At 45.0% G+C, this 15,849-nt stretch carries 17 protein-coding genes and 1 tRNA gene; 1 reads left to right on the top strand and 17 read right to left on the bottom strand.

What is annotated here, in order from left to right; genetic code table 11:
• Positions 1-180: 180 nt before the first annotated feature.
• Positions 181-252, bottom strand: a tRNA-Arg gene (locus tag CHI10_RS06555).
• A 306-nt stretch (positions 253-558) separates the two neighbouring features.
• Between CHI10_RS06555 and clpP the strand changes: the two genes are divergently transcribed.
• The gene (clpP, locus tag CHI10_RS06550) at positions 559-1,164 is read left to right on the top strand and encodes an ATP-dependent Clp endopeptidase proteolytic subunit ClpP (RefSeq protein WP_095243503.1); all 606 of its coding nucleotides are present in this window, start codon (positions 559-561) and stop codon (positions 1,162-1,164) included.
• Between the two features lie 105 nt (positions 1,165-1,269).
• On the opposite strand, the gene CHI10_RS06545 is transcribed toward clpP, so the two are convergent.
• The 16 genes from CHI10_RS06545 to CHI10_RS06470 all read right to left on the bottom strand — a co-directional run bounded on the left by CHI10_RS06545 (position 1,270) and on the right by CHI10_RS06470 (position 15,741).
• Positions 1,270-1,527, bottom strand: coding sequence for an HPr family phosphocarrier protein (locus CHI10_RS06545; protein WP_009331822.1), 258 nt, complete (start codon positions 1,525-1,527; stop codon positions 1,270-1,272).
• Positions 1,528-1,556: 29 nt separating this feature from the next.
• A complete protein-coding gene (whiA, locus tag CHI10_RS06540) occupies positions 1,557-2,507 on the bottom strand; it encodes a DNA-binding protein WhiA (RefSeq protein ID WP_095243502.1) in 951 nt (316 codons plus the stop codon).
• Between the two features lie 119 nt (positions 2,508-2,626).
• Complete coding sequence (locus tag CHI10_RS06535; RefSeq protein WP_095243501.1) at positions 2,627-3,604, bottom strand: gluconeogenesis factor YvcK family protein; 978 nt, start codon at positions 3,602-3,604, stop codon at positions 2,627-2,629.
• A complete protein-coding gene (rapZ, locus tag CHI10_RS06530; protein ID WP_095243500.1) occupies positions 3,601-4,494 on the bottom strand; it encodes an RNase adapter RapZ in 894 nt (297 codons plus the stop codon). Before rapZ ends, CHI10_RS06535 begins: the two co-directional genes overlap by 4 nt.
• A gap of 27 nt (positions 4,495-4,521) precedes the next feature.
• On the bottom strand, positions 4,522-4,980 hold the full coding sequence (locus CHI10_RS06525) for an 8-oxo-dGTP diphosphatase (protein WP_035329286.1): 459 nt from the start codon (positions 4,978-4,980) through the stop codon (positions 4,522-4,524).
• Between the two features lie 336 nt (positions 4,981-5,316).
• Positions 5,317-6,267, bottom strand: a complete 951-nt coding sequence (gene trxB, locus CHI10_RS06520) for a thioredoxin-disulfide reductase (protein ID WP_095243499.1) — start codon at positions 6,265-6,267, stop codon at positions 5,317-5,319.
• 127 nt (positions 6,268-6,394) lie between these two features.
• A complete protein-coding gene (locus CHI10_RS06515) occupies positions 6,395-7,894 on the bottom strand; it encodes a tetratricopeptide repeat protein (protein WP_095243498.1) in 1,500 nt (499 codons plus the stop codon).
• A gap of 134 nt (positions 7,895-8,028) precedes the next feature.
• Positions 8,029-9,039 carry a nuclease-related domain-containing protein gene (locus CHI10_RS06510; protein ID WP_286137209.1) on the bottom strand — a complete coding sequence of 337 codons (1,011 nt, stop codon included), beginning with the start codon at positions 9,037-9,039 and terminating at the stop codon, positions 8,029-8,031.
• Between the two features lie 222 nt (positions 9,040-9,261).
• The gene (gene hisIE, locus CHI10_RS06505) at positions 9,262-9,903 is read right to left on the bottom strand and encodes a bifunctional phosphoribosyl-AMP cyclohydrolase/phosphoribosyl-ATP diphosphatase HisIE (RefSeq protein WP_095243496.1); all 642 of its coding nucleotides are present in this window, start codon (positions 9,901-9,903) and stop codon (positions 9,262-9,264) included.
• Positions 9,900-10,658, bottom strand: coding sequence for an imidazole glycerol phosphate synthase subunit HisF (hisF, locus tag CHI10_RS06500; protein WP_095243495.1), 759 nt, complete (start codon positions 10,656-10,658; stop codon positions 9,900-9,902). Before hisF ends, hisIE begins: the two co-directional genes overlap by 4 nt.
• Positions 10,658-11,389 carry a 1-(5-phosphoribosyl)-5-[(5-phosphoribosylamino)methylideneamino]imidazole-4-carboxamide isomerase gene (gene hisA / locus CHI10_RS06495; RefSeq protein ID WP_095243494.1) on the bottom strand — a complete coding sequence of 244 codons (732 nt, stop codon included), beginning with the start codon at positions 11,387-11,389 and terminating at the stop codon, positions 10,658-10,660. Before hisA ends, hisF begins: the two co-directional genes overlap by 1 nt.
• The gene (gene hisH, locus CHI10_RS06490; RefSeq protein WP_095243493.1) at positions 11,386-12,024 is read right to left on the bottom strand and encodes an imidazole glycerol phosphate synthase subunit HisH; all 639 of its coding nucleotides are present in this window, start codon (positions 12,022-12,024) and stop codon (positions 11,386-11,388) included. The genes hisA and hisH overlap by 4 nt, the downstream gene beginning before the upstream one ends.
• Positions 12,025-12,612, bottom strand: coding sequence for an imidazoleglycerol-phosphate dehydratase HisB (gene hisB / locus CHI10_RS06485; protein WP_035329278.1), 588 nt, complete (start codon positions 12,610-12,612; stop codon positions 12,025-12,027).
• 15 nt (positions 12,613-12,627) lie between these two features.
• Positions 12,628-13,899, bottom strand: coding sequence for a histidinol dehydrogenase (gene hisD / locus CHI10_RS06480; RefSeq protein ID WP_095243492.1), 1,272 nt, complete (start codon positions 13,897-13,899; stop codon positions 12,628-12,630).
• A 16-nt stretch (positions 13,900-13,915) separates the two neighbouring features.
• On the bottom strand, positions 13,916-14,560 hold the full coding sequence (gene hisG / locus CHI10_RS06475; protein WP_035329276.1) for an ATP phosphoribosyltransferase: 645 nt from the start codon (positions 14,558-14,560) through the stop codon (positions 13,916-13,918).
• Entirely contained in the window at positions 14,557-15,741 is a 1,185-nt protein-coding gene (locus CHI10_RS06470) for an ATP phosphoribosyltransferase regulatory subunit (RefSeq protein WP_095243491.1), read from the bottom strand. The genes hisG and CHI10_RS06470 overlap by 4 nt, the downstream gene beginning before the upstream one ends.
• Positions 15,742-15,849: the final 108 nt, after the last annotated feature.

Genomic DNA, 15,849 nt, shown 5'->3' with positions numbered 1-15,849 from the left:
TTTCTGAATACTTCACAATATGCGTGGCTGAGGGGGGAATATTCATTTTTTATGGTGAAACCTGCGGATTTTTTAGGTTTTTTTAACGATAGGCTTAAATTAAGAGAGTTTTTTAGATTTACGTGCGGAAAGCGTAAAAATAAAAACTCCCTGTCCATATCAGACAAGGAGTTTTGCTAGCGCCCTCGGCAGGAATCGAACCCACATCTCAAGAACCGGAATCTTACGTGCTATCCGTTGCACCACGAGGGCAAATAGTATAGAAACTGGCTGACTAAGCGCTCAGCCGCTACGATAACTTATTATATGCTATGTTTATTCACTTTGCAAGCCTCCTTTTAGTTTTAAAAATCGGAACAATGGGTATCATGGAATGAGATAGCACAGCACAGAAAAAAGTGTCGAACGAATCAGCTGCTATTTCTATGCGATTCGTTTGACCTTAATTGACCATCAGTGTATCATGATAATACATAGGAGTTAAAAAATTTTCTTTACTTGGAAGAACATGCTTGTTCATCATGTATGTTGACCTTATCTTGAAGGAGGAATTGGAAAATGAACTTAATCCCTACAGTTATTGAACAAACAAATCGCGGGGAGCGCGCTTATGATATTTATTCCCGCCTTTTAAAAGACCGCATCATTATGCTCGGAAGCGGAATTGATGATAATGTGGCAAACTCCATTGTTGCCCAGCTGTTATTCCTTGAAGCTGAAAACCCTGAAAAGGACATTTCCATTTACATTAATAGCCCTGGCGGAAGCATTACAGCTGGTATGGCTATTTATGATACGATGCAATTCATCAAGCCAAAGGTACAAACCATTTGTATCGGTATGGCTGCATCCATGGGTGCATTCCTTCTTGCAGCAGGTGAAAAAGGAAAGCGTTTTGCTCTTCCAAACGCTGAAGTTATGATTCACCAGCCACTTGGCGGTGCACAAGGACAGGCGACTGAAATTGAAATCGCTGCAAAGCGCATCCTTTTCCTTCGCGAAAAATTAAACACGATCCTTTCAGAGCGTACAGGACAGCCGCTTGAAGTCATTGCAAAAGATACAGACCGCGATAACTTTATGACAGCTGAAAGAGCTCTTGAATACGGTTTGGTTGACCAGATCATTACCAGAAACTCTTTGGAAGAAAAGAAAGATAAGTAATAAGAAAAGCGGAAGCGCCTTGCTCATCCCCGACTCCTCGAGGGGTAGGCGCTGGAGCTAGACAGCTGTAAAAAAACAACTCGCATCTTCCCGATGCGAGTTGTTTTAGTTTTCCTTCTGAATATAGTTTGCCAGCGCTTCGAGAGCTTCGTTTTCGTCGTTTCCCTCAGCCTTCAGGGTAATAACTGATCCTGAGCTTACAGCCAGGCTCATTAGCCCCATAATGCTTTTTGCATTTACCTTCTTTCCATCCTTCTCCAGGAATATATCGGATGAGAACCGATTGGCCTCTTGTACGAACAATGCTGCCGGACGGGCCTGCAATCCTGTCTTCAGCTTAACTTCTACCTGTTTCTCTGCCATTGTATATCTCCTCCCTGCTGATGCCTCCATTAGTGAGCATCTATGGTGCTGCCTGCTCTGAGTTTTTCAGCGATTTCATCTATTTTTCTTAATCGGTGATTAATGCCTGATTTGCTGATATTTCCGCCTGAGACCATCTCCCCAAGCTCTTTTAAGGTGACATCCTGGTATGTTACACGCAATTCGGCTATTTCCCTCAGTTTATCGGGCAAAATCTGCAGTCCAACTGTCTGGTCAATAAAGCGGATATTCTCCACTTGGCGCAAGGCCGCCCCGATGGTTTTGTTTAAGTTCGCTGTTTCACAATTCACGAGTCGATTGACTGAGTTTCTCATATCGCGGACAATCCGGATGTCTTCAAACCGGAGCAGAGATGCATGTGCCCCGACAATATTCAGGAATTCCGTTATTTTTTCGGCTTCCTTTAAATACGTGATATAGCCTTTTTTCCGTTCAAGCGTTTTGCTGTTCAGCCCGAACGTATTCATCTGTTCACAAAGAGCGTCATTATGCTCCTTGTAAAGTGAAGCGATCTCCAGATGATAGGATGAGGTTTCCGGATTGTTTACCGATCCCCCGGCAAGGAATGCACCGCGCAGATAAGAACGCTTACAGCATTTCTTTTTTATGAGCTCTTTGGAGATATCGTGTGTAAATACGAATCCCTCACTTAAAATTTTCAGGTCATCAAGAATCATGCTGGCCTGTTCCGTCAGCCTGACAATATATACATTGTTCTTTTTCAGCCGCATTTTTTTCCGGACCAGGAGCTCGACCTGAACGCTGTAATTCCTTTTAATCAGCGTGTAAATCCTTCTTGCAATGGCTGCATTCTCCGTCTGTATATCCACAATCAATTTCCGGCTGGAAAAAGAAAGTGACCCATTCATCCGGATTAAGGCGGACAATTCCGCTTTGCCGCAGCAGTCTTTTAATTCCAGGTTCGTCAATTCTTTTTTCGTTTCCGAAGCGAAAGACATCCCTTCACCCCCTATCCGTAAAAGTGCTTAGCCAGAGACATATAAAAAGATATTCTTTACTGAGCAAACGTATGCACAGTTTATTTTTTTACTGGCAAAAGCCCTTTTACACCTTTATATTACGCGTTAAAACGTCTATTGGTTTCATGTAAAATTAAATCATAAAGCATTTGGGCAACTTCTTTTGTATCATGGCGAATGATCCCGCCTTTGTGGCTGACAATTTCACCGGGCATAATATCAAGGCCCAATTCGGCAAGTGCACCCGTATCATACACAACAGGCCTTGCCATTTCCTCGCTGTACCGCTCCTGAATATGAGCAGGAATTTCTTCATTGTTTACCAGGATGGTATTGATAAAAGCACAGCTCATATGAGCATACAGCGCTTTGACATGGTCACTCGCTGTATAGTCGAGCGTCTCGCCTGCCTGTGTCATTAAATTGCATATATAAACTTTTTTCGCTTTCGATTGACAGACCTCACGTCCGAGCCTGGGAACAAGCAAGTTTGGAAGAATACTTGTATATAAGCTTCCGGGACCAATGATGATCATGTCAGCCTGTCTGATTGCCTGCAGTGATTCAGGCAGGGCTTTAATATTTTTAGGAGTTAAAAACACCCGCTTGATTTTTTTGCCGGAATAAGGAATCTTTGATTCTCCCGATACGATGGTCCCGTCTTCCATTTCAGCATGAAGAACCACACTCTGGTTGGCAGCAGGCAGTACCTTTCCCCTTACGTTTAACACCTTGCTCATTTCCTGAATTGCATGAACAAAGTTTCCGGTAATCGAGGTCATTGCCGCGAGAATTAAATTGCCAAGCGAGTGCCCGGACAATTCATTAGAAGTCGCAAAGCGATGCTGGAACATTTCCTCAATGAGCGGCTCAACGTCTGAAAGAGCGGCCAGCACATTGCGGATGTCACCGGGCGGCGGGATATGAAGATCATTCCGTAATCTCCCTGAGCTGCCGCCATCATCGGCTACTGTCACAATGGCAGTAATATCAACAGGGTACTGCTTCAGTCCCCTTAAGAGGACAGGCAGCCCCGTTCCTCCGCCGATGATGACGATTCTTGGCTGTCGGTTCATTTGATGTTTTCCTTTCTCCTGTCGATGTCACGGTGGGTAATTGCCGTATTGTAATCCTTGCTGAAGTAGTCTGCAATATATTCCGTCAGCGCTACCGAACGGTGCTGGCCTCCCGTACATCCAATTGCCACCACCAATTGAGCCTTCCCTTCCCGCTTATAATGCGGAAGCATAAAGCTCAGCAGCTCCGTAACCTTCTCCAAGAATTTACTGGTTTCCGTCCATTTCAGCACATAGCCCGATACCTCTGCATCCAAACCTGTCTTCGGCCTCATATGTTCAATATAATGGGGATTCGGAAGGAACCGGACATCGAATACCAGGTCGGCATCAATTGGAATTCCATGCTTAAAGCCAAAAGACATGACGTTAACCGTAAATATTGTTTTTTTATTCAATGAGAATTCCGTAAGTATTTTCTCGCGCAATTCCCTCGGTTTCATTTGTGAAGTATTATAAATCAGCCGTGCCCTGCCTTTTAATTCCTCGAGCAGCTCACGTTCAAGCTTGATGCCTTCCAGAGGCAATCCTGATGGTGCAAGGGGATGGAACCGTCTTGTTTCTTTATATCTTCTGACGAGTGTGGAATCATCCGCATCAAGATATAAAATCTGCGGAGTGACCCAGGATGTCTCGGACAATTCATCGAGCGCCTTAAACAGGTGGTCAAAAAACTCACGTCCGCGCAAATCCATCACCAATGCCACCTTATTCATTTTATTCCCGGATTCCTTCATAAGTTCAAGGAATTTAGGAAGCAGCGTCGGCGGCAAATTGTCTACACAGAAGAAGCCAAGATCTTCAAAGCTTTGGATGGCTACTGTTTTCCCCGCCCCTGACATTCCCGTAATAATCACCATTTGAGTATCATTAACTGCACCCGTACTCATTTTTATTTCCCCCTGTATCTGTCAAATTCAGCTTGGATCCAGCCTGTAACTAAGCAATTCAAAATCCGGCGTATACGTAAATGTTCCATAAATCATTCCCTGGCCATGAATCATATACTCCAAAATATGCGAATCACCGGCAGCCATCGGCAGATTCTTTATCTCTGAAAACGGATGCCAGCGAAGCTTGCCTTCCTCTGATTCATCCAGGTTCAGCCCATCAGAAGCTGTAGCCAGAAAAGTAAACATCATCCACTCCTGCACAACCTTTTCGCCATCCTTCATGATGAACGTAAAAATGCCTTTAATATTCGGATTGCGCAGATAGATGCCTGTTTCCTCCCTGAACTCACGGATGCACGAGTCCCTCACTGATTCACCCGGCTCCATTTTACCGCCCGGGGCCACCCACCAGCCTCTTCTCGGCTTTTGTAAAAGCAATACTTTATCGTCTTTCAGTAACACACAGTTCGTGACTCGCTGCAACACATTTCACCTCTAATTTTCAAAATCAGGCCGCTGCCGCCCTTTTCATAAAAGCAAAGGCTGGCTAACGTACTTTTATTATTCTTTTCATTATACTATTTTTGTCTTAGAGCCACAATGAATACAGGTTTCTAAAAAACTTCTTCAAATCATACTGTATTTACGCAAAAAAAGAGCACAGGCATGTGCCTGTGCTTTAAAAAGGATTATATCTTTAAAAGGGGGTCAATTTCTATTCCTATACTACCCGAATTTTATTTCATCAAGGTTACAGGAGAATTAAAACCCCATGACTTTTTGTAAAACTTTTCAACCAGTGGCTATTTTTTCTAAAAATTATTTCTTCGCTTTCAGGCTTTCCATTAATTCTTCCACATAGTGCTGGGCGCTTTGGGCAGCGATGCTTCCATCACCTGTAGCTGTAACGATTTGGCGAAGGGACTTCTCGCGGATATCTCCTGCTGCAAAAATGCCTTCCACCTTTGTTTCCATTCTTTCATTTGTTTCGATATAGCCGCTGCTGTTTGTGATGCCAAGGCTTTCAAATGGCTTGGAAAGAGGAACCATGCCGATATAGATGAATACACCATCCGCCTTGAATTCTCTTTCTTCGCCGGTTTCAGCAGAAACAAGTGTTACGCTTCCCACTTTTCCGTCCTTGTCATTGACTTCCTTCACTGTCGTGTTCCAGATGAAGTCAATTTTTTCATTGTCAAACGCGCGCTGCTGCAGAATTGCCTGCGCACGAAGCTGGTCCCGTCTATGAACGATTGTTACTTTAGAGGCGAAACGAGTCAAATATACGCCTTCCTCAACAGCAGAGTCACCGCCGCCGACAACCACAAGCTCTTTGCCTTTAAAGAATGCTCCATCACAGACCGCGCAATAAGATACACCGCGTCCGCCAAGCTCTTTCTCTCCAGGAATGCCAAGCTTTTTGTACTCGGCACCAGTAGAAATAATGACTGAACGTGTTTTATATTGCTTTGATCCGGCAACAACCGTTTTGTATTCTTCACCGTCAATGATTTCTTTAATATCTCCATACGCATATTCAGCGCCAAACTTCTTAGCATGATCGAACATTTTGGTGGATAAATCCGGACCTAAAATATGGTCAAAACCAGGATAGTTTTCCACTTCTTCTGTATTGGCCATTTGTCCGCCCGGAACACCGCGTTCGATCATTAGAGTAGACAAGTTTGCACGAGATGTATATACAGCAGCAGTCATCCCTGCCGGTCCTGCACCAGCAATAATGACATCATAAATTTTTTCTTCAGTCACAGCGATTCACTCCTTCAGTAATCAGAAATCCAGTAATTAATAAAACACTTTATAAGTACGCATATTATAGTATGACCTTCTTACTGTTATCCTATAAAATTGGCACGTGTTCCGTCCAAATATCTGCTCACTGAAGGCGGTCATTCACCGATTTTACATATTTGCCCATCGTTGAAGCGGAAATGCCGTATCTTCCTGCAATCTTTGACTGGGAAACCTTTTCGTTGCGAAGCTTATGCCAGACATACTCAATGGCTGCAGCCCAGGCATTTTTGTTTTTAATATTCTGCCGGTTATTTGTCAATTCTGCAAAAATAGTAAACCACATTAAATAAAGTCCGGCTTCCACCGTGCCGATCGGGTGGAAGTTTTCATAAAACAGCCGGGCCGTTTCGTGTGCAGCCTGAACCTGGGCAGGCGCTTCCTGCTCAGTTTTAACGTAAGAAAGATAATCCTTCTCTATAGCTGAGAACTTATTGTTTCCTACAATTGCTTCAGAGATGAGTATTTCATCCCGTCTGCTGGATACCGATGTTAGGAAGAGGCCGAATAAGCGCTCTTCAATATAGTCGCTTTCCAGCTTTTTCAATATGGAAGAGTAATGGTCTTCAAAGCCGCTGCCGGTTACTTTTTCATCGTTCCATGGCTCGAAGCCTTCTTTTTCCGGATTGATTTCAATTGCCTTCTTCCAAGCTGATTTCGCCAGCTCTTCACGCCCTGTGAAATAGGCGGAATAGGATAGCCAGTAATAAAATGGTCCGTCCCCTTCAAAGCCTTTCTTCTGAAGCTTGCGAAGCCATGCAAAGGAAGCCTCATACTCGCCGGTTAAAGCAAATGTGGCACCAAGCTTGAACTGGTGTTCAACCGAAAGCGGCTTGATTTTTTTCAGAGCCTCTTTCAACAGGCGCACCTGCCGGAAATCCCGCTCGTAAAAAGCAAAGACCAGCTTGTTGCAAAGCGCATGAAGATTACCCGGATTTTCTTCCAGTACCTTCTCTAAAATATCTGCCGCCTTTTGCACTTCTCCCAGGTAAAAGTACGCCAGGGCCAAATTATTGTATGCGGACCAATACTCCGGATACTCATCAATAACAGAGTTCAGAATCTCAACCGCTTTTGGAAAATGGCCGGACTCCAGCAATTCCCGTGCATGTTCCTGCTTCGTAATCAAGTCATCCTGCTCGTACAGCTCGTCATCCAGATCATCCGCTTCAAGCGTAAGAAGCTCCAGCAGATCCTCTGTATCGTCCGTAAACTCTCCGTCCTGATCCAACTCCAGATACGTATTGGCATGCGTGTAAGCATCTTTGAAAAGGCCCATATGAGCATAGTTGTTGGCAAGGAAATAATGGCATTCCGACATATCCTCATCAAGCTCTTCCAATATCATATGAAGCAGCAGGTTGGACTCCTGATACTCACCCACTTCTGACTGAACAATCGCAAGCTGGCAGACAATCATCGGTTCACCCGGCTCAAGCTGCATAGCCCGCATTAAATATTTCTTCGCTTTATGAAAATCCCTGCGGTGGTACGCCTTAATCCCTTTGGAAAAATAGTACTCACCATTCGGGATAAATGACAGTAACTTTCCCTTTTGGTGTCTAGCTTTAGAGTCTTTACTCATGAAATCCTCCATAAATGTTAGTAACTAAAGTAGTATATCACACGAACAAGCCTCGGGAGAAGGGAAGATATGACAATACTATTTCCAATCGTAATTTTTTATTGGAAATCTTGCCGCGGTAATGTTTTAAAGGGTTATTGCGTTGATTTAGCGGTGATGGTGTTTAATTCGGAGATTAAGTGGAAGTTTGGATGCGGGTGGTAGCGACGGCCTTTGTTGGTGCCGGTTTGGGGGAGGTTGAGGGATTTTAATAGCCTTCTAGATATATGAGGAGAATTTACTTGAAGGAAATCTCGAAATTCCTGATTCGAAATCGGCTGATCATTATTTAATAGAAATAAATCAGTTACGGCTTTAAGATGAGCGTCACTGTTTTTCAATGTGCACCTTTGGCATATCCAAACACCACCTATTCTTTTCATGGAAACTGAGATGCATACTGGACAGAGAACCCCTTTAATAACTTCATCTTGTGATATTTTATAAAAATTTAAGATATCAAATTTCTCAGGAGTATGCTCCTTTAAAAAAGTTTTAGAAATCTTTTTGAGCTCCTTATTTGTGAGTGGGGTTTGTTTACTTGTCATATCTAACTTTTCAATTTTGTTCAGTAAATATTGGACATGTGTGATTTTTTGGTGGATTAGAATATTTTCTGAGGACGATTGCAGGATTGTAGAAGGCCTGCTAATCACAACACAGAATTCGACCCGTAGACGGATGCTGCGTTTCATTAACCATTTCTCTAATTCCCTTGCTTGTTGGCTGGCTTGCTCGATTGGGTTAGAATAGCCCTTTTGTTCACCGTTATGTGTTGTCTGGATCATTTGATTAAACTGTGATTCAAAGTATAGTTTTCCGGAGATATTTTTTACTTCTAAAATGAGGGCGAATTTCGAAGAGAGGATGAGTGTATCGATTTGGAAGAAGTATTGTCCATTTGTCAGTCGCAATCCATGAAAAATCATATATTCATCTGCCGGCAGTTTGCTTAAATGGAAGTCTAAAGCTGCTTCTCCCCGATATCCTGCCCACCTTTTTGCCTGGTCTTCTTCAATTTCAGCACGAACTTTATGATTTTTCGGAAGTCTTCTTAGAAGCACTTCATTTTTCTGAATTCTTATTGGAATTGTTCGATGTTTCATGATCAAAAGCATCACTCCTTCTATTAGCTATATAAATATTCTTCTGAAGAAGCGTAATTTCCTGCTTAGATTTTTGTTATATTTTTATCTGGCATGTTTTCAATTATATCTAGCACATTTCATAATTTATCTAGCATCATTCTTCTTTTATCTAACATGTTCTAAAATTTATCTGGCATCTTCGAGAATTTATCTTACATTTGACAAAGAAAACCGCCCTCCCTATTCGGAGGCCGGTTCTTTCTTTTCATGCCGTTTAGTAAGCACCTTCAAGACTTCGCTAAAAGGCAGTTCCTGCTCGCGCAGCAGCACCATCAAATGATAAATCAGGTCAGCCGCTTCCCATTTCAGTTCTTCTTTGTCACGGTTTTTCGCAGCGATGATGACTTCTGCGGATTCTTCGCCTACCTTCTTCAGAATTTTATCCACGCCTTTTTCAAAAAGATAGGTTGTGTAGGCTCCTTCTGGGCGTGTCTTTTCGCGTTCTTCAATGACTTTTTCAAGTGTATTAAGGATTTCGTAGTCAGATAAACCGCCTGACTCTTCCCCGTATACTCTTTCCTCAAAGCAGCTGACTGTTCCCTTGTGGCAGGCAGGTCCCGCAGGTTCAACCAGAACCACAATGGCATCCTGGTCACAGTCAAGCTTCATTTCTGCAATTTTCTGCGTGTTTCCGCTTGTTGCCCCTTTGTGCCAGAGCTCATTGCGGGAACGGCTGAAAAACCAGGTCTCCCCTGTTTCCGCTGATTTTAAAAGAGATTCCCGATTCATATAAGCTAATGTTAATACTTCTTTTGTGTTCGCATCTTGCACAACGGCAGGGATCAGTCCCTTTTCGTCAAACTTTACACCATCGATATTCATCGGACTACCACCCCTTTTTCCTTAATGAAAGATTTCACTTCTGCAACAGATGTTTCTTTATAGTGAAAAATAGATGCTGCCAATGCGGCATCCGCTTTTCCATCGATGAATGCTTCCGCAAAGTGATCGGCGTTTCCTGCCCCGCCAGAAGCAATAACCGGAATCGAAACCGCCTCGCTTACTGCTTTCGTCAGATGGATATCGAAGCCCTTTTTCTCACCGTCCGAGTCCATGCTTGTGAGTAAAATTTCTCCAGCCCCTCGCTCGGCCGCTTCACGGGCCCAGGCAATGACTTCAAGATCAGTCGGTGTCCGTCCGCCATGTGTGTACACGCGCCAGGAACCGAGCTGTTCATCGTATTTAGCGTCAATTGCCACAACGATGCACTGTGATCCGAAGAAATTTGCCCCTTCTGTAATTAGATCTGGATTATTTACGGCAGCTGTATTAAGAGAAACCTTATCAGCCCCCGCCCGCAAAATTCGCTTCATATCTTCAAGCGCGTTTATCCCTCCGCCGACTGTAAAGGGAATGGCCAGCTCAGACGCAACAGCCTTCACAACTTCAACCATTGTCTTCCGCCCTTCATGTGAAGCGGAGATATCGAGGAAAACCAGCTCATCAGCTCCCTGCCCATCATAAAAGCGGGCAAGCTCAACCGGGTCTCCGGCATCACGCAGCTGCACGAATTGCACTCCTTTTACTACACGGCCGTCCTTTACATCCAGACAGGGAACGATGCGTTTCGTCAGCATTATGCCTTCACCTCTTTCAGAGCTTCCGCTACGGTAAACCGGCCTTCATATATTGCCTTTCCAACGATGGCCCCGGCGACACCTTCTGATGCGTATTCCTGAAGTTCCGCCAAATCAGCCAGCTGACTGACCCCGCCGGATGCAATTACACTTTTTCCGGTTTCCCGTGCAAGCAGGCGAACAGCTTCCACGTTCGGCCCAGATAGCATCCCATCTGTTGCGATATCCGTAAAAATAAATGTTTCCGCACCGGCGTCGGCAAATCGCTTACCCAAGTCAACTGCCTTTACTTCAGAAGTTTCAAGCCAGCCGTGTGTGGCCACATAGCCATTTTTCGCATCAAGCCCTACCGCTATGGCTTTGCCATATTTGCGGATCATCTCAATAGCAAACTCAGGATTGGAGATGGCAATGCTTCCAATAATTACGCGTGTTACACCGTTATCAAGATAATGAAGGATGTCTTCTTCTGTACGGATGCCACCACCGATCTGAACAGAGACGCCAAGTTCGCGGGCAGCCTGGATGACATAGCGATCATTAACCCGCTTACCATCCTTTGCCCCGTCGAGATCGACCATATGAATCCAGTCTGCTCCTTCATCAGCAAATTTTTTGGCCATATCAAACGGAGAGTCGCCATACACCGTTTCCTTATCATAATCCCCCTGCAGGAGCCGGACGCATTTGCCGCCTCTCATATCGATTGCCGGATAGATCGTAAAACTCATTTTACAGACATCCTTTCTTCAACCAGCTCGGTAAAATTGCGTAAAAGCGCCATGCCGAGCGAACTGCTTTTTTCCGGGTGGAACTGCATGCCGAACACATTGCCTCTGCCTACTACTGCCGGCACATCTACATCATACAAGCTGCTGCTGATAACTACTTCTTTATCATTTGTATCTACAAAATAAGAGTGGACGAAATAGACATAATCTTCATCAAGCCCTTTTAAAATCGGCGAGCCCTGCAGGAATTCAAGACGGTTCCAGCCCATATGCGGAACTTTGTACGTTTCACCTTCTGCTGTTGAACCGGGAAACCGCCTCACTTGGCCAGGCAGAAGCTGCAATCCTTCTGTCAGTCCATTCTCTTCACTGCTCTCAAATAAAAGCTGCATGCCAAGGCAAATGCCAAGGAGCGGCTTGCCTGTATCAGCAAACTCCTTTACCAGATATGCCAGGCCAGTAGAATTTAAGATACTCATTGCATCCTTGAAAGAGCCGACACCCGGCAGAATTAAAGCGTCTGCTTTCAGGAGCTCCGCTTTATTTTCAGAGAGGAAATAAGGGACCTCCAAACGTTCCAGTGCTTTACTGACACTGAATAAATTCCCCATTCCGTAATCGATGATGCCGATCATTTACAACATCCCTTTCGTTGAGGGAACTCCCTTAATCCGCGGATCGATCGTCGTTGCTTCATCTAATGCACGAGCTAGCGCTTTGAAAATCGCCTCAATGATGTGGTGTGTATTCTGTCCATAGTGCACGATAACATGCAGGTTCATTCTCGCTTCAAGTGCAAGTTTCCAAAGAAACTCATGAACAAGCTCGGTATCAAATGTACCCACTTTTTGGCTCGGAAACTCGGCACGCATCTCCAGATGAGGGCGGTTGCTGAGGTCAACCACCACTTGAGCAAGCGCTTCGTCCATCGGAACAAAAGCATTTCCATAGCGCTTGATGCCTTTTTTATCTCCCAAAGCATCCTTCAGCACTTGGCCAAGGCAGATGCCAATGTCCTCTGTTGTGTGGTGATCATCCACGTCTGTATCGCCATTTGCAACGATGTTCAAGTCGAATTGTCCGTGCTTGGCGAACAGGTCCAGCATATGTGTCATAAATGGCACGCCTGTTTCCAGATCGCTTTTGCCTTCTCCGTCTATATTCAAGGAAAGTGTAATATTCGTTTCATTGGTTTTACGTGAAATTTCAGCAGTTCTGGCCATGATTATTCCTCCAGCTTATTTTCTTAGTCTCGTCTCAATGGATCTGGCATGGGCTTCAAGGCCTTCCAGACGCGCAAAGGCTGCAATTTTTTCCCCATTATCCTTTAATGCTTTTTCACTGTATAAAAGAATGCTTGATTTCTTTTGAAAATCCTCCACATTAAGCGGGCTTGAAAAACGGGCTGTCCCGTTTGTCGGCAGGACGTGGTTTGGACCGGCAAAATAGTCGCCGACCGGTTCAGGGCTGAATCTTCCGAGGAAGATCGCTCCTGCATGACGAATCCGTCCGAGAAGCTCCATTGGATTCTCTGTTAAAATCTCCAGATGTTCAGGAGCCAGGCTGTTAACCGTTTCAACCGCTTCATCCATGCTTTCCGTCACATAAATAGCTCCGTAATTCCTGATGGACCCAGCGGCAATTTCCTTGCGGGGCAGCTCGGCAAGCTGGCGTTCCACTTCTGCTGACACCGCTTCCGCCAAAGCAGATGATGGTGTCACAAGGACTGCGCTTGCCATCGGGTCGTGTTCTGCCTGTGATAATAAATCTGCCGCCACTTCATCCGCATGTGCTGTGTCATCTGCCAATATAGCGATTTCACTAGGACCTGCGATCATATCTATATCAACATCCCCAAAAACTTCGCGTTTTGCAAGGGCCACGTAGATGTTCCCCGGACCTGTGATCTTGTCGACAGGCCGGATCGATTCAGTTCCATATGCCAGTGCAGCAATCGCCTGAGCTCCGCCGACTTTATAGATTTCTTCCGCACCGGCGATGTGTGCTGCAGCCAGAACAGCCGGAGGCAGCTTTCCAGTCTTTTTATCAGGAGGAGAGGTAATCACGATTCTCTTAACCCCCGCAACCTTTGCCGGGATCACATTCATAAGGACCGAAGATGGATACGCAGCCGTTCCACCCGGTACGTATAAGCCGACAGAATCGAGGGGTGTTATTTTTTGCCCCAGGATCGAACCGTTCTCTTCTGTTGTCATCCAGGAAGGACGGAGCTGTTTTTCATGAAAAGACCGGATGTTCCCGGCAGCTTCTTTAATGATCTCAAGGATTTTTCCATCTACTTGACTCAAAGCTTCGTCTATTTCAGCCTGTGGTACCTTTAATTGATCCAGAGAGATCCCATCAAATTTTTCTGTGTACTCTTTTAATGCTTGATCGCCGTTTTTGCGGACTGATTCAATAATATTTTTTACAATCGCCCGCTGTTCTTCTGTTCCGTTATCAACAGACCGTTTTATTGAAATCTGGTCATTTACTTTTAAAATTTTCATAGGGTTCTACATCCTTTTAAGAGCTTATTTCTTCTCCTGAAATAACTTCTGTCAGCCGGCCAACCAGCTCGCTGATGCGTTCATCCTTGATACGGTAGCTGACTGGATTGACGATCAATCTTGATGTGATTCCGACAATGGTTTCGTATTCAACGAGCCCGTTTTCTTTCAGTGTCCGGCCGGTTGATACGATATCCACGATCCGGTCCGCCAGCCCGATCATCGGGGCCAGTTCTATTGAGCCGTTCAATTTAATGATCTCCACCTGCTCCCCCTGTTCACGGAAATACGCTGCCGCAATCTGCGGATACTTTGTAGCAATTTTAGGGGCCACATCATTCAGCCTGGTGTTTGGCAGTCCCGCAACAGCGAGATAACAGGCACTGATTTTCAAATCAAGAAGCTCGTAGACATCCCGCTCTTCTTCAAGCATGACGTCCTTTCCGGCAATCCCAAGGTCTGCTACACCATGTTCCACATATGTTGGCACATCCATCGGCTTTGCCAGGATAAAGCGGAAATTTTCTTCCGGCACATCGATGATCAATTTGCGTGAATCATCAAATTCCGGCGGCAATTGAAAGCCTGCACGGCGGAGCAATTCAGCTGCTTCTTCAAAAATACGGCCCTTTGGCATCGCAATCGTTAAAACATCACTCATTTTATGCTCTCCTTTCCAGCTTTACCGACTAAAAAGGTAATGTCCTCATACTGGCTGGTGCAGGCATCTATGTCCTTAACACCGCTAATATCCTGCAGGACCACTTTCTTTCCCGCAGAACGTTCTTTCTTCGCAAAATCGAATGCCTCTTTGCGGCGTTCCGGACTGTATAAAATGCAGTAAACAGGTTCAGCCTCCTGGCTGTCTTCCAGCGCTTCCAGCAGGCGGTCCAATCTGATGGCAAAGCCGGTTGCCCCCGTATCTTTTCCGAATTTTTGAAGCAGCAGATCATAGCGGCCTCCATTTCCGATCGGGAAACCAACATTTCCTGCATATACTTCAAAAAGAATACCCGTATAGTAGCTCATATGGCTTACGAGCGTTAAATCAAATTTAACTGTGCCTTCCTGGCCATAGTCCTGCATAATGCTCCAAAGCTGTTCAAGCTCGGCTAATGCCTTTTTTCCTGTGCCGTTTTCCAGAAGGCCATAGGCAATCTCAATGACTTCTTCCCCGCCCCTTAATTTAAGGAAATCAAGAAGCCTTTGTTTATCAATGGACGAAAGGGCCAGACTCTTTACATGCTCCCTGTATCCTACATAATTTTTCTCATACAAAAATCGTGTCAGGTTTTCCACTCGTTCTTCCGTTCCTAAAATCTGCTGGAAAAAGTCACGGACAAAGCCGATGTGGCCTGCTGAAAGCTGAAAGTTCTGAAGCCCTGCTTCTTTTAGAGCAGAGATCATGAGTGCCATTCCTTCTCCATCCGCACTAATCGTATGATCGCCAATGCATTCTACACCGATTTGCTCAAACTCAGCCGGCCTGCCGCCCTCCCGCTGCTGTGCGCGGTATACATTGGCGGAATACGCAAGCCTGATCGGCAGCTCGTCTTTTAAGAGACGGGCTGCTGCAACCCTTGCAATCGGCGCTGTCATATCCGGCCGGAGCACCAGGGTATGGCCCTGCTGATCAAGCAGCTTGAACAGCTGCTGATCCAATATCGCTGAAGCCGCCCCGACTGTTTCGTAGTATTCAAGTGCAGGCGTTTCGATAAACTGATAGCCCCAGCGTTTCATTTCCTCCTGGATGGATGTACGGACTGCAGCTTTTCTTTCGTATAGATCAGGTAATGTATCTCTCATGCCTAACGGCTTTTCAAACATAAATAATCGGCTCAAACCATTCACCTCTATGACTTAAAAATTCCGAATCCTTTAGTTCGCTAATATGGTAGTAGATTGAAGTTATATGTAGTTTAACGCGCATTCACGGCTCCGTCAACCAAA

Origin of the sequence: Bacillus sp. 7894-2, from assembly GCF_002272225.1 — a bacterium.
In the GTDB taxonomy this organism is placed as follows: domain Bacteria; phylum Bacillota; class Bacilli; order Bacillales; family Cytobacillaceae; genus Cytobacillus.
The sequence above is the reverse complement of the archived record's forward strand: the minus strand, read 5'-3'. Positions and strand labels throughout refer to the sequence as shown.

Bases quoted from the DNA above. Each gene is read 5' to 3' on its own strand.
- clpP (WP_095243503.1), top strand. From the start codon at position 559: ATGAACTTAATCCCTACAGTTATTGAACAAACAAATCGCGGGGAGCGC.
- hisB (WP_035329278.1), bottom strand. From the start codon at position 12,612: ATGGCCAGAACTGCTGAAATTTCACGTAAAACCAATGAAACGAATATT.
- hisF (WP_095243495.1), bottom strand. From the start codon at position 10,658: ATGCTGACGAAACGCATCGTTCCCTGTCTGGATGTAAAGGACGGCCGT.
- hisG (WP_035329276.1), bottom strand. From the start codon at position 14,560: ATGAGTGATGTTTTAACGATTGCGATGCCAAAGGGCCGTATTTTTGAA.
- whiA (WP_095243502.1), bottom strand. From the start codon at position 2,507: ATGTCTTTCGCTTCGGAAACGAAAAAAGAATTGACGAACCTGGAATTA.
- hisIE (WP_095243496.1), bottom strand. From the start codon at position 9,903: ATGAATATCGATGGTGTAAAGTTTGACGAAAAGGGACTGATCCCTGCC.
- CHI10_RS06545 (WP_009331822.1), bottom strand. From the start codon at position 1,527: ATGGCAGAGAAACAGGTAGAAGTTAAGCTGAAGACAGGATTGCAGGCC.
- CHI10_RS06510 (WP_286137209.1), bottom strand. From the start codon at position 9,039: ATGAAACATCGAACAATTCCAATAAGAATTCAGAAAAATGAAGTGCTT.
- hisD (WP_095243492.1), bottom strand. From the start codon at position 13,899: ATGAAAATTTTAAAAGTAAATGACCAGATTTCAATAAAACGGTCTGTT.
- hisH (WP_095243493.1), bottom strand. From the start codon at position 12,024: ATGATCGGCATCATCGATTACGGAATGGGGAATTTATTCAGTGTCAGT.
- rapZ (WP_095243500.1), bottom strand. From the start codon at position 4,494: ATGAGTACGGGTGCAGTTAATGATACTCAAATGGTGATTATTACGGGA.
- CHI10_RS06535 (WP_095243501.1), bottom strand. From the start codon at position 3,604: ATGAACCGACAGCCAAGAATCGTCATCATCGGCGGAGGAACGGGGCTG.
- CHI10_RS06515 (WP_095243498.1), bottom strand. From the start codon at position 7,894: ATGAGTAAAGACTCTAAAGCTAGACACCAAAAGGGAAAGTTACTGTCA.
- hisA (WP_095243494.1), bottom strand. From the start codon at position 11,389: ATGAGTTTTACGATCTATCCGGCAATCGATATGAGAGGCGGCAAATGC.